General features: G+C 65.5%; 12 protein-coding genes and 1 pseudogene. 11 read left to right on the top strand and 2 right to left on the bottom strand.

The window, feature by feature from the left end; translation table 11 throughout:
• The first annotated feature begins 34 nt into the window (after nt 1-34).
• The 5 genes from mepA (at nt 35) to modC (ending at nt 3,887) form a co-directional block, all read left to right on the top strand.
• On the top strand, nt 35-982 hold the full coding sequence (gene mepA, locus Q0D31_RS13135) for a penicillin-insensitive murein endopeptidase (RefSeq protein WP_291851178.1): 948 nt from the start codon (nt 35-37) through the stop codon (nt 980-982).
• A gap of 32 nt (nt 983-1,014) precedes the next feature.
• A complete protein-coding gene (locus tag Q0D31_RS13140; protein WP_291851181.1) occupies nt 1,015-1,536 on the top strand; it encodes a Spy/CpxP family protein refolding chaperone in 522 nt (173 codons plus the stop codon).
• Nucleotides 1,537-1,744: 208 nt separating this feature from the next.
• The gene (modA, locus tag Q0D31_RS13145) at nt 1,745-2,530 is read left to right on the top strand and encodes a molybdate ABC transporter substrate-binding protein (protein WP_291851184.1); all 786 of its coding nucleotides are present in this window, start codon (nt 1,745-1,747) and stop codon (nt 2,528-2,530) included.
• Nucleotides 2,530-3,225, top strand: a complete 696-nt coding sequence (modB, locus tag Q0D31_RS13150) for a molybdate ABC transporter permease subunit (RefSeq protein ID WP_291851189.1) — start codon at nt 2,530-2,532, stop codon at nt 3,223-3,225. The genes modA and modB overlap by 1 nt, the downstream gene beginning before the upstream one ends.
• 2 nt (nt 3,226-3,227) lie before the next feature.
• A complete protein-coding gene (gene modC / locus Q0D31_RS13155; RefSeq protein ID WP_291851192.1) occupies nt 3,228-3,887 on the top strand; it encodes a molybdenum ABC transporter ATP-binding protein in 660 nt (219 codons plus the stop codon).
• A 349-nt stretch (nt 3,888-4,236) separates the two neighbouring features.
• Here the strand turns inward: modC and Q0D31_RS13160 are convergent, their stop codons facing one another.
• Together Q0D31_RS13160 and Q0D31_RS13165 are read right to left on the bottom strand one after the other, a co-directional pair.
• Complete coding sequence (locus tag Q0D31_RS13160; RefSeq protein WP_291851195.1) at nt 4,237-5,166, bottom strand: glycine reductase; 930 nt, start codon at nt 5,164-5,166, stop codon at nt 4,237-4,239.
• 300 nt (nt 5,167-5,466) lie between these two features.
• A complete protein-coding gene (locus Q0D31_RS13165) occupies nt 5,467-7,257 on the bottom strand; it encodes a potassium/proton antiporter (RefSeq protein WP_291851198.1) in 1,791 nt (596 codons plus the stop codon).
• A 226-nt stretch (nt 7,258-7,483) separates the two neighbouring features.
• Between Q0D31_RS13165 and Q0D31_RS13170 the strand changes: the two genes are divergently transcribed.
• The 6 genes and pseudogenes from Q0D31_RS13170 to Q0D31_RS13195 form a co-directional block, all read left to right on the top strand.
• Nucleotides 7,484-8,800, top strand: coding sequence for a mechanosensitive ion channel domain-containing protein (locus Q0D31_RS13170; RefSeq protein ID WP_291851201.1), 1,317 nt, complete (start codon nt 7,484-7,486; stop codon nt 8,798-8,800).
• 113 nt (nt 8,801-8,913) lie between these two features.
• Nucleotides 8,914-9,738 (top strand): type I methionyl aminopeptidase, encoded by an 825-nt coding sequence (map, locus tag Q0D31_RS13175; RefSeq protein WP_291851204.1) that lies wholly within the window; start codon nt 8,914-8,916, stop codon nt 9,736-9,738.
• Nucleotides 9,739-9,927: 189 nt separating this feature from the next.
• Nucleotides 9,928-10,239: an MBL fold metallo-hydrolase gene (locus Q0D31_RS13180; RefSeq protein WP_291851207.1), complete on the top strand. Its 312-nt coding sequence runs from the start codon at nt 9,928-9,930 to the stop codon at nt 10,237-10,239.
• Nucleotides 10,240-10,740 carry a hypothetical protein gene (locus Q0D31_RS13185; RefSeq protein WP_291851210.1) on the top strand — a complete coding sequence of 167 codons (501 nt, stop codon included), beginning with the start codon at nt 10,240-10,242 and terminating at the stop codon, nt 10,738-10,740.
• A 122-nt stretch (nt 10,741-10,862) separates the two neighbouring features.
• Nucleotides 10,863-11,576 carry a DNA repair protein RadC gene (gene radC, locus Q0D31_RS13190; protein WP_291851428.1) on the top strand — a complete coding sequence of 238 codons (714 nt, stop codon included), beginning with the start codon at nt 10,863-10,865 and terminating at the stop codon, nt 11,574-11,576.
• 128 nt (nt 11,577-11,704) lie between these two features.
• A pseudogene (locus Q0D31_RS13195) lies at nt 11,705-12,068 on the top strand (site-specific integrase); the annotation flags it as partial.
• Between the last annotated feature and the right edge of the window lie 170 nt (nt 12,069-12,238).

Genomic DNA, 12,238 nt, shown 5'->3' on the forward strand with positions numbered 1-12,238 from the left:
GGTCCGGCAGATTTCGTGCTAAGCTCGTGACCCGATGACACCCCGCTTGATTCTGATCCCGCTCCTGACACTGATCGCGATCGCCAGCGCCGCAACCGCGCTGGCGCAGGACAAGGGCACGGTCAATCCGAAGCCGCTACCGCCGCTCGCCAATCCCGACGATCCCAAGATCGGCGCCAAGGAACTGTTCGGCCGCAAGGTGCTGCCGGCGGCGATGCCGACGCGGGTGCTCGGGTTCTACGCCCATGGCTGCATCGCGGGCGCCGAAGGGCTGCCGATCAACGGCGAGACCTGGCAGGTGATGCGGCTGTCGCGCAATCGCTACTGGGGGCACCCCGACCTGGTGGCGCTGGTCAGGCGGCTGGCCGCAAGGGCGCGCAAGGACGCGGGCTGGCCGGGGATACTGGTCGGCGACATGTCGCAGCCGCGCGGCGGGCCGATGCTGACCGGCCATGCCAGCCACCAGGTGGGACTGGACGCCGACATCTGGCTGACGCCGATGCCGAACCGGCAATTGTCGCGCAACGAGCGCGAGGAAATGTCCGCCGTCATGATGGTGCGCGCCGACCGGCTCGACATCGACCCCAACGCCTGGACGCCGACGCATCTGGCGGTGATCCGCGCCGCCGCGCAGGAACCGGCCGTGCAGCGCATCTTCGTGAACGCCGCGATCAAGAAGGCGCTGTGCCGGGAAGCCAAGGGCGATCGGCAATGGCTTTCCAAGGTGCGGCCGATGTACGGCCATGACTACCACTTCCACATCCGCATCAAGTGCCCGCCCGGCAGCAACGAATGCGATAGCCAGCCCGATCCGACCGAAGGCGAAGGCTGCAGCGCCGGCGATTTCGCCTACTGGTTCAGCGACTCGGTCCTGCACCCGAAGCAGCCCAAGGTGCCGCCGAAGCCGAAACCGCCGATGACGATGGCGGCGCTGCCCCCCGCCTGCAAGGCCGTGCTGGCCGCGCCGGACGCGAAACCTTAGCCAAGCGTCACTCAACCCGATGGAGATCAACGATGAAGATTTTGTGCCTGATTGCATCTCTTGCCTTTCTCACCAGCGCGAACGCGCAAGCACCTTATGCCGGGATGCAGACCCGTTCGATCAAGGCGCTTTCCGAACAGCAAATTGCCGACCTCGGCGCCGGCCGCGGAATGAGCCTTGCGCTTGCCGCTGAACTGAACGGGTATCCAGGGCCCCTGCACGTCCTTGAACTCGCCGACAAGCTCGAACTCTCCGCCGAGCAACGGGCCAGAATGCAACGGCTATTCGATTCCATGAAGGCCGACGCGATGCCGCTCGGCACGAAGCTGATCGACCAAGAGGCCGATCTGGACGGGCAGTTTGCAAGCCGCACCGTCACACCGGAGAGCTTGAAAGCGGCTACCGCAGCGATTGCCGCCACCCAGGGAATTTTGCGTGAAACCCACCTGAAGTATCACCTGTCGACAGGCAGCATCCTCACCCCGGCACAGATGAAGAAATATGCGGCACTACGGGGTTACGGGAGCGGCAACCACAAGCATCGGCACCACTGACCGAGGACCAACCCGCTTCCGTCTTGGGCCGCATCGAAGCGCCTTTACCTCGACCGCCATCCTGATATTGTTCGACCGGCGATATCCCGATCGACCGCAAGTCCCCAGGGAATGCCGGAACGGCGCTTCCGCCTGTCGCCCCTTCGAATTCAACCGTGGCCATTTTCGCGCGCAACCGTTGCGGCCCGCGACCATGTCCGGAGCGCCCATGCATCGTCTCGCCGGAATTCTACTCACCTGCGCCGTTCTGGCGGGGCTGGCGCTTTCACCCGCCGCCGCGCAGAACAAGACGCTGACCGTGTTCGCCGCGGCCTCGATGAAGAATGCGCTCGACGACGTCAATGCGGCCTACAGTGCGAAGTCAGGCGTCAGGATCGTCGCCAGCTACGGGCCGAGCTCGGCACTCGCCAGGCAGATCGAACAGGGCGCGCCGGCCGACATCTTCATTTCCGCCGATACCGACTGGATGGACTACGCGGCCGCAAAGCGAAGCATCGACACATCGAGTCGGACCAACCTGCTCGGCAACAGCATCGTCCTGATCGCGCCGAAGGATTCCAGGATCGACAATGTGAACATCGGTGTTGGTTTCGACCTCGCCAAACTCGCAGGCGACGGCAGGATCGCGACCGGCGATGTCACATCGGTGCCGGCCGGCAAATACGCCAGGGCCGCCCTTGAGAAACTCGGTTCATGGCGCGCGGCGGAAGCGAAGTTCGCGATGGCCGAGAACGTCCGCGCCGCGCTGACCTTGGTGGCGCGCGGGGAAGCCGCGCTCGGGATCGTCTATTCGACCGACGCCAGGGTCGAGCCGGGCGTCAGGATCGTCGGCGCGTTCCCCGCCGATTCACATCCGGCGATCGTCTATCCCGTGGCGGCGACGGCGACCGCAAAACCGGACGCCGCAGGCTACCTCGCCTTCCTGCGCTCGAGCGCAGCGAAAAACATCTACGAGCGATACGGCTTCAAATTTCTCGTCAGCCCGTCCACCTGATGTTCGATCTCTCACCCGCCGAATCGACCGCCATCCTGCTGTCGCTCAAGGTCGCCAGCATCGCGACCCTGGTGGCGACGCCGTTCGGCATCGCGCTGGCCTGGCTGCTGGCGCGGCGTGACTTCTGGGGCAAGCCGGTGCTCGACGCCCTGGTGCATCTGCCGCTGGTGTTGCCCCCTGTGGTGACAGGCTATCTGCTGCTGCTGGCCTTCGGCCGCCGCGGCCTGGTCGGCGGCTGGCTGGCCGACAATTTCGGCGTCGTGTTCGCGTTCCGCTGGACCGGGGCCGCGCTGGCCTGCGGCCTGATGTCGTTTCCGCTGCTGGTGCGGCCGATCCGGCTCTCGATCGAGGCGGTCGACCGCCGGCTGGAGCAGGCCGCAAGCACGCTTGGCGCAGCACCGTGGCGGGTGTTCGCCACCGTGACCCTGCCGCTGGCGCTGCCGGGCGTGCTGGCTGGCATGGTGCTCGGCTTCGCCAAGGCGATCGGCGAATTCGGCGCCACCATCACCTTCGTCTCCAACATCCCCGGCGAGACCCAGACCATTTCCTCCGCGGTCTATTCGCTGATCCAGACCCCGGACGGCGACAGCGCGGCGGCAAGGCTGGTCGTGATTTCCATCGTGATCGCGATGGCCGCCCTGATCGCATCCGAGTGGTTCGCGCGGCGCGCCACCCAACGCCTGCACGGGAACTGACCATGCTGCGCGTCGATGTCACCAAGCAACTCGGCGAGTTCTCGCTGCAGGCCGCGTTCGAAAGCCAGGGCCGCGTCACCGGCCTGTTCGGCGCCTCCGGCGCCGGCAAGACCTCGCTGGTCAACATCATCGCCGGACTGCTGCGGCCCGACCGCGGCGTCATCGCGCTCGACGGCGAGACACTCGATGATACATCCGCCGGCGTGCATGTGCCGCCGCACCGGCGCCGGATCGGCTACGTGTTCCAGGATGCGCGGCTGTTCCCGCATCTCGACGTCAGGCAGAATCTCGACTACGGCCGGCGCATGAACCGCCTCGCCGCGGATCCCGCCCAGCGCGCCCGCATCACCGCCCTGCTCGACATCGGCCATCTGCTCGAACGACGCCCCGGCCAGCTCTCCGGCGGCGAACGCCAGCGCGTCGCGCTTGGCCGCGCCTTGCTGTCGAAGCCGCGACTGTTGCTGCTGGACGAGCCGCTGGGGTCGCTCGACGAGGGCCGCAAGGGGGAAATCCTGCCCTATCTGATGCGGCTGCGCGATGAGGGCATTCCGATGGTCTATGTCAGCCACGACGCCGCCGAGCTGCGTCAATTGGCGACGCAGATCGTGGTGCTGAAGAACGGCCGCGTGACTGCGCTCGGTGGCGTCAGGGTGCTGGCGTAGGTGCGACCGCGGCAAGACTGCGCTCCCTCTCCCGCTTGCGGGGGAGGGTCGGGGTGGGGGTGCCTCCACAGGTGACACTGTTCGTATGGACAGAATTTCCCCCACCCGGATCGCATCTTGCGATGCGATCCGACCTCCCCCGCAAGCGGGAGAGGCAAGCAAATCATTCAGAGCGCCTCAGGCCGCGCGTGCGACGTAGGCCCCCTCTCCCGCTTGCGGGGGAGGGTCGGGGTGGGGGTGCCTCCACAGGTGACACTGTTCGTATGGACAGAGTTTCCCCCACCCGGATCGCATCTTGCGATGCGATCCGACCTCCCCCGCAAGCGGGAGAGGTAAGGAGACCCGGGTCTCAGGCCGCGCGGTTGCCGCGCGCGATCTCTTTCTGCTTGTCGAACTCGGCTCGGCGTTTCGCCAGTTCTTCCGGACTCATCTGCGCGACGTTGTTGTAGTCGAGCTTCCAGCCGGCGTCCGCGCTCCAGCGCAGCGGCGACTGCATGGTGGTGCGGGCGCCGGGGGCCTGCTCCAACAGCCGCAGCGCCAGCTCGAGCGTCAGCGCCTGCGAGCTCTCGTCATGCGGCTTGCCGGCGGAATTGCCGAGCGGGAAATCCGAGAACAAAAAGCGCGGTACCGCCGCATGCTCGACAATGTCCTTGGCGCAGCCCATCACCACGGTGGCGATGCCGCTCTCTTCGAGATGGCGCGCCACCAGCGCGGCGGTCTGGTGACAGACCGGACAGTTCGGCACAATCACGGCGACATCGACCTGGTCGGCCTGGCAGCGCGCGAGGATGTCGGGGGCGTCGACGTCGATGGTGACGCGATGGCTGCGGTTGGTCGGCGCGCCGAAGAAGCGCGGCGCGACCTCGCCGATCCGCCCCGCCGCCTTGGCCTTGAGAAGTTGCGGCAGCGGAAACCAGGTGCCGCTGTCGGTGGCGGTGGTGTGCTTGCGATCGTAGCTGATGTGCGAGATCCGCAAATCGTGCGGCCTGGAGGTATCGCCGTCATAGACCTGGTAGAACTTGGCGCCGCCATTATACGCAGCGCCCGGACCCTGATCGCCCTTGGCCGGATCGTAAGGAGCCGCCGTGGTGACGATCGCCACCCGCGACCGCGCCAGCGGCTTCTTCAACGGCTGGAACGGCGCGTCGATATAATGCGCCCAGCGATAGGGCGTGGTGTAGCCGATCGCGGCGTAATATTCGCGGGTCCGCTGCATGTAGGGGATCGGCGCATCGTGATCGGGCGCGAACCCGAGCTGATCGTCGGGGGGAGCGGACATGGTTGCCTTTCCTTGCGTTTCCGCGGCGAGGCTGGTTAACGGCGTTGTCTTGAGGCGGCGGCCTTTGTCCTGAGGCTAATGATACTCAGGACATTCCTCAACAGCGGATATGGCCGTGCGCCCGCAGAAAAACGCAGCTCGTTGGGCGGATTGGAGCCGAAGGCGCAATCCACCTCGCGCACTGCTGTCCATCCGAACAGTATGACGCGCGGCAGCACCCCCACCCCGACCCTCCCCCGCAAGCGGGAGAGGGAGCGCAGCTTCGTCGTGGACGCAAATCGATCCACATCTGGTCAGACTCTACACCCCCGCCACCTGTGACCAGATATCCGCGAGCTTGCGCCTGGCCTTCTGCCGACGTGTCAGCGACACAACCTCCTCCTCCTCGGGCAGGCGCAGGCCGATCACGCTGACCCGCCCGCCGCTGATGCTGCGCGCGACCAGGACGATGGGATCCAGCACCAGTTCGGCGCCCGCCTTCGGCGCGTGGTCGAGATGGATGTCGAAGTAATCCGCCAGCGTCAGCGCCGCCTGCTCTTCCGCGACGGAAACGCCGTAGATCTCGGCCAGTTCGCCGAGCGTGTGGTCGCCGGAAACCAAGAAATCGCCGAGCAGATGCGGGTCGGGCGTCGAACCCGGGGGCATGTCGACGAAAAAACGGTCCAGCGCCCCGGCCTTTTCCGGCGGCGCCAGCAGGTAGATGTAATCGCCGGGCGCGATCGGATCGGCCTCGGCGGGCGAAAGAATCCGTTGGTCGCGGATCACCAGCGTCGGCTTCGACCAGGACGGAATGAGACCACGGCGGAAAAACAGGCTCCTGGAACGGACCGGGTAGCCGACCAGTTGCTGCTCGAGCTGCCCGGGCAGATCGAGCTCGACCCGCCGGGGTCCGCGGTCCGTGCGCGGCAGCGCCACATGCAGCCAGCGCGCCGCCGACGCCAGCGTCCAGCCCTGCAGCAACAGCGAGATGATGACCACCACCAGCGCGACATCGAAATACAGATAGGCCTTCGGCAAGCCCACCAGCATCGGGATCGAGGCCAGGAAGATCGCGACCGCGCCGCGCAGGCCGGTCCAGCCGATGAACACCTTCTCCCGCCAGTTGAAGCGGAACGGCGCCAGGCAGAGCAGCACCGCAAGCGGCCGCGCCACCAGCATCAGCACCAGCGCCACGATCACGGCGGGACCGACGCTATCCAGCAGGCGTTGCGGCGACGCCAGCAGCCCCAGCAGCACGAACATCACGATCTGCGCCAGCCAGGTCGCGGCATCGAGAAACGTCACCACTGAATTGTGCGCGCGGGTCGGCCGGTTGCCGACGATGATGCCGGCCAGATAGACCGCGAGAAAGCCCGACGCGTGCGCGATCTGCGCCGCGCCGAAAATCACCAGCGCGGCTGTGGTGACAAAGGGCGCGTGCAGGCCCTGCGGCAGCGCCATCCGGTTGAGCGCGAGCACCACCAGGCGGCCGCCGACGACGCCGACGACGGCGCCGAGCAGGCCTTCGCGCGCCAGCGCCCCCGCCACCTGCGCCAGCGAGCTTGGGCCCATCGAAATGAACTCGACCAGCATCAACGTGAGGAAGATCGCAAACGGATCGTTGGTGCCGGACTCCACTTCCAGGGTTGCGCCAACACGGGGTCGAAGCCGCAGCCCCTGGGTATGCACCAGCAGAAACACCGCAGCGGCATCGGTCGACGCCACCACGGCGCCCACCAGGAGCGACTCGGTCCAGTTCAGATCGAGCACATATCTGGCCACCGGCGCCGTGACCAGCGCGGTCACCAGCACGCCGACCGTCGCCAGCACCATTGATGGCGCAAGCACGGTACGGATGCTCTGGAATTTGGTCCGCAAGCCGCCGTCGAACAGGATCAGCGCCAGCGCCACCGACCCGACCAGATAGGTGGTGCCAAAGTCGTTGAAGCTGAGCTGGCCCGGCCCGGCGTCCCCGGCCAGCATGCCGATGACCAGGAACACGAGCAGCAACGGCGCGCCGAAACGCAGCGCCAGCAGGCTCGACAGGATGCCCGCCATCACCAGCATGGCGCCCAGAAGGATGGCTATGCTGACCGAATCGAGAGAGGCCATGGATCTCCGCAACCACCGCAAATACTTGCAATTGCATCCTTATCGATGCCACAGTTGAACGCCAGCCCCATTTCTGCGAGTTACGCACTACGCCCGATCCGAGGGCCTGCCTTGCCCTCCCGGCCGTCCTGTCGATGGCATCCGCACCGAGCTTGTGGGATTCTGCCCGTGCCTTGCGAATCAACCTTGGCCGCAGTGGCGAACGGCCTTGAACGAGATTGCGCCGATGGACCTGAATGAAATCATCGCGTTTCTGCATGCCGCCGCACGCTCGTTTGGCGCAGAGGTCACCTCGCCCTGGTTCTACCTGCAATTTGGCCTGATCCTCACCGCTGCCGGGATTGCCTGGGCCAGCGACAGGGCGATTCGTGCGCGCATCGACATCGGCGCGATCGCGATGGGCTGGCCGGTGGCGCTGCGCCGCCTCGCCCACGTGCTGGTCGGCAGCGCTTCCACGGTCGTGTTCGCGATCCTGGTGAGCGCGGCGCGTCTTGCGATGGTCCACGCGACCTGGCCCAGCCGCAGCTACCTGCTCGCGGTGTGCGCCAAGCTCGCGCTTGCCTGGCTGGTGATCCGGCTGGTGACCTCGGTCATTCGCAACGAATTCATCGTCCGCCTGGTGTCGGTGTCGGCCTGGCTGATCGCGGCCTTGAGCGTCGTCGGCCAGCTTGAGCCGACGCTGCAGTTTCTGAATTCCGATCCCGTCTCGATCGAGCTCGGCGGCTTGCGACTGACGCCGCTGGTGCTGATCAAGCTCGGCGCGCTGCTGATCGTGGCGCTGTGGCTGACCAACATCGCCAGCAATTTCGTCGAAAGCCGGATCAACCGCTCGACCGACCTGACGCCGTCGATCCAGGTGCTGCTGGTCAAAATGATCCGGATCGGACTGCTGACGGTCGCCGTCATCGTCGCGCTCGGCGCGGTCGGCATCAATCTATCGGCGCTGGCGGTGTTTTCCGGCGCAGTCGGCGTCGGCATCGGTATCGGCCTGCAGAAGATCGTCGCCAATTTCATCTCGGGCATCATCCTGCTGGCGGATAAATCCGTGAAACCCGGCGACCTCGTCACCATCGGCGACAGTTCGGGCCGGATCAGCGCCATGAAGACGCGCTATGTTTCGGTCGCCGCCGGCGACGGCCGCGAGTTCCTGATCCCGAACGAGGATCTGGTGACGCAGAAGGTCGTGAACTGGACCTACACCGACAAGAACACGCTGGTGAAGGTGCTGTTCAGCGCCAATTATGACGCCGATCCCCGGCTGGTCTGCCAGCTGGCCGCCGCGGTCGGAGCGGCGGCCCCGCGCGCGCTCAAGAACAAGCCGCCGAGCTGTATCCTGACCGAATTCGGCGAGGCTGGAATGAAGTTCTCGCTGACCTTCTGGATCGCCGACCCCGACGGGATGGACAGCGTGAAGAGCGACGTGATGCTGGCGCTGTGGGACGCCTTCAAGCGCGAGGGCATTCGCGTTCCCTACCCGGTGCGTGAAATCCGGGTGCGCGGCGGCGCACTGCCGGTGGAGTCCGTGGTCGAGGTTTCCGGCTAGATGCAGGCCGATTTAGCCGCCCCCCGCCCCAACCTCGGCTTGCCGCTGAGCGCTCCGATCCCTAAATTAGCTCATCAGACCAGCCATCCCCGTTCCCGCCGAAGCATGTCCTCATGAGCTATATCGAAGCGACCGACACCTCCTTGCGCAAGACCGGCCAGATCAAGCTGCACGGCGCGAGCGGGTTCGCCGGCATGCGCAAGGCCGGCGCGCTGGTCGCGCAGTGCCTCGACGAACTCACCGATCTCGTCAAGGCCGGCATCCCGACCTCCGCCATCGACGATTTCGTCCGCGACTTCGCCTTCAGCCACGGCGCCTATCCGGCGACGCTCATGTACCGCGGCTATCGCTATTCGACCTGCACCTCGATCAACCATGTGGTCTGCCACGGCATGCCTGGCGACCGGCCGCTGAAGGAGGGCGACGTCGTCAACGTCGACGTCACCTTCATTGTCGACGGCTGGTACGGCGATTCCAGCCGCATGTATGTGATCGGCCTGATCGCCCGCAAGGCCGAGCGGCTGATCGAGGTCACCTACGAGGCGATGATGCGCGGCATTGCGGCGGTGAAGCCTGGCGCCACCACCGGCGATATCGGCCACGCCATCCAGAGCTTCGTCGAACCGCAGGGCATGAGCGTGGTGCGCGATTTCTGCGGCCATGGCCTCGGGCGCATGTTCCACGACGAGCCGAACATCATCCATATCGGCCGGCCCGGCGAGGGCGTGACGCTGAAGCCCGGCATGTTCTTCACCATCGAGCCGATGATCAATCTCGGCAAGCCGCATGTGAAGATCCTGTCCGACGGCTGGACCGCGGTGACGCGGGACCGCTCGCTGTCGGCGCAGTTCGAGCATTCGGTCGGCGTGACCGCCACCGGTGTCGAGATCTTCACGCCCTCGCAGCGGCACGGCGAAAAGCCGTTCGTTGCGACATGATGAGACCGGGCGCGTTGTTTTCCGCCCGGCCGCCCCGTCCTGGGCAGACATGATTGTCATTGAGCCGGATTATCCTCGGAATATCCGGGGTGGTCCGGGGTAGGACATGGCACGGGCCCTCTGGGGAGAGATGCGGCGCATGCGCAACGCGCCGCCGACAGCCTCAAATACAAGGTCGGCGACATCGACGTGTTCAGCCTGCATGAGGGCGCCATCGAGCGGGTGCTGGATGCCGGCTTTGTCAAGAACGCTGCCCTTGACGACGTCAAGAAGGCGTTGACGGACGGCGGCATTGGCCCCGACAAATTCAACGATCCCTTCACGGTGACCGCGATCCGGACCGGCGGCAAGGTCGTGCTGTTCGACACCGGCTTCGGCGGCAACGGGCCGGGCACCGTCGGCAAGCTCGCCGAGAACATGAAGGCGGCCGGTCTCGATCCGGCCACCGTTTCCACGGTGATCATCTCGCATTTCCACCCCGACCACATCTCGGGCCTCTGAGTGAAGGAAACCAACGCCCAGGTGTTCCCGAACGCCGAGATCATGATGCCCGAGGTGGAGTACAAGTTCTTCACCGATCCAGCGCTGGTGGAGAAGGTGCCGGAAGCCAACCGACCGCACCTCAAGCGGATCCAGGCGACCTTCCCGACCTGGAAGAACATCAAGCAGTTCAGTGACGGCGCCGAGGTCGCGCCTGGCGTCAAGGCTATCGCCACGCCCGGCCACACGGTTGGCCACACCTCGTTCCTGGTGGCCTCCGGCGGGCAGCAACTGTTCATCCAGGGCGACGTCACCGGCATCCACCAGCTTTTCGTCCGCAACCCCGGCTGGTTCTCGATGTTCGACGCCGACGGGCCGAAGGCGGAAGCCACCCGCCGCGCGCTGTTCGACCGCGTGATCGCCGAAAAGGCCATGATCGCCGGCTATCATTTCGGCTTCCCGAATGTCGGCACGCTGTCCAAGGACGGCAACGGCTATGCCTTCGCGGCCGTGAAGGCCTGACGGCAGGCGGACCCGACCGAGGCGCCGTGCTCACGCACGGCGCCTTTTTCCTTAGCTAAATCGGCGGCGGCGCCGGCACTTCGGAGTTGCAAAACCTGACCGGCACGGCATGGTTGCCGCCGATGCCCGGCAAGACCAGCAACCCTCCGGATGAAGCCGCCGAGACGCCGCATTATCACGGCCATCGCGAGCGGCTGCGCGAACGCTTCCACGGCGCCGGGCCGGAGGCGCTGAGCGACTATGAATTGCTGGAAATGGCGCTGTTCCCCGCTTTGCCCCGGCGCGACACCAAGCCGCTCGCCAAGGCCCTGCTCAAGACCTTCGGCTCCTTCGCCGAGGTCATTCACGCGCCGGTGGCGCGGTTGCGCGAGGTCGACGGCATCGGCGAGGCCTCGATCAACCAGATCAAGCTGCTCGCCGCGGCCGCCAACCGGGTCGCCAAGGGCGAGATCAAGCGGAAGATCGCGCTGTCGTCGTGGAACGACGTGATCGACTATTGCCGCTCCGGCATGGCGTTTGCAGCGAAGGAGCAGTTTCGCCTGCTGTTCCTCGACAAGCGCAACCAGCTGATATCAGACGAGGTGCAGCAGACCGGAACGGTCGACCACACCCCGGTCTATCCGCGCGAGGTGATCAAGCGCGCGCTGGAATTGTCGGCGACCGCGCTGATCCTGGTCCACAACCACCCCTCCGGCGATCCGACGCCCTCGCAGGCCGACATCCAGATGACCAAGGCGATCGTCGATATCGCCACCCCGCTCGGCATTTCCGTGCACGACCACATCATCGTCGGCAAGAACGGGCATGCGAGTTTGAAGGGGATGCGATTGATATAGAATGGCGACGTCATGGTCCGCGGTGGAAGCGTCGAGGACAGCGCCTTCACACCTTCGCGATGGTCGCACGATGTCCGGCCGCGAAAGCAAACCGTCGGTCAGGCGTGAGCAGCGGCACTTCGAGCGCTTCGGCCGAACTCATCGAGAGCAACAAGCCGAACGAGTACGGCTGGTTCTTCCCTTCCGCAATGGACCCGACGAAGCCGGGTTAGCCACGGAACACTTTACGCCTTTATGTGGCGTCAGCGCCAGCGCGACGTCATTCCATTCGTAACCAATCGCGACCTTCGGCGGACGTGGAAGACACTCGCCGGCAAGGCTGGCGTGCCGAAGGAAATTCGCGACCGCATTCAGAACCACGCATTCCAGGATGTCAGTTCAAAGAGTTACGATCGCTGGAGTTACATGCCCGAGAAACGCACCGGCATGGAGAAGTGGAACGCGTTTCTCGAGCGCCTTCTCGCCAAACCCACGACCATGATCGCCGCGTGACTGTCCGCGGTTCACGCTGACTCATTGGTGGGCCCGGCAGGACTCGAACCTGCGACCAGACCGTTATAAGCGCAGTGACCTACCTGAACAATCGAGCAAATTCAGTGAACCCCGATCAGAATCGTGCCCGTTCGTGCGCGTTTGCTCACGCGAGGTTCAGGAGAGGCTGG

Source organism: Bradyrhizobium sp., assembly GCF_022844465.1.
GTDB lineage: Bacteria > Pseudomonadota > Alphaproteobacteria > Rhizobiales > Xanthobacteraceae > Bradyrhizobium.

Bases quoted from the DNA above. Each gene is read 5' to 3' on its own strand.
- mepA (WP_291851178.1), top strand. From the start codon at position 35: ATGACACCCCGCTTGATTCTGATCCCGCTCCTGACACTGATCGCGATC.
- Q0D31_RS13140 (WP_291851181.1), top strand. From the start codon at position 1,015: ATGAAGATTTTGTGCCTGATTGCATCTCTTGCCTTTCTCACCAGCGCG.
- modA (WP_291851184.1), top strand. From the start codon at position 1,745: ATGCATCGTCTCGCCGGAATTCTACTCACCTGCGCCGTTCTGGCGGGG.
- modB (WP_291851189.1), top strand. From the start codon at position 2,530: ATGTTCGATCTCTCACCCGCCGAATCGACCGCCATCCTGCTGTCGCTC.
- modC (WP_291851192.1), top strand. From the start codon at position 3,228: ATGCTGCGCGTCGATGTCACCAAGCAACTCGGCGAGTTCTCGCTGCAG.
- Q0D31_RS13160 (WP_291851195.1), bottom strand. From the start codon at position 5,166: ATGTCCGCTCCCCCCGACGATCAGCTCGGGTTCGCGCCCGATCACGAT.
- Q0D31_RS13165 (WP_291851198.1), bottom strand. From the start codon at position 7,257: ATGGCCTCTCTCGATTCGGTCAGCATAGCCATCCTTCTGGGCGCCATG.
- Q0D31_RS13170 (WP_291851201.1), top strand. From the start codon at position 7,484: ATGGACCTGAATGAAATCATCGCGTTTCTGCATGCCGCCGCACGCTCG.
- map (WP_291851204.1), top strand. From the start codon at position 8,914: ATGAGCTATATCGAAGCGACCGACACCTCCTTGCGCAAGACCGGCCAG.
- radC (WP_291851428.1), top strand. From the start codon at position 10,863: ATGCCCGGCAAGACCAGCAACCCTCCGGATGAAGCCGCCGAGACGCCG.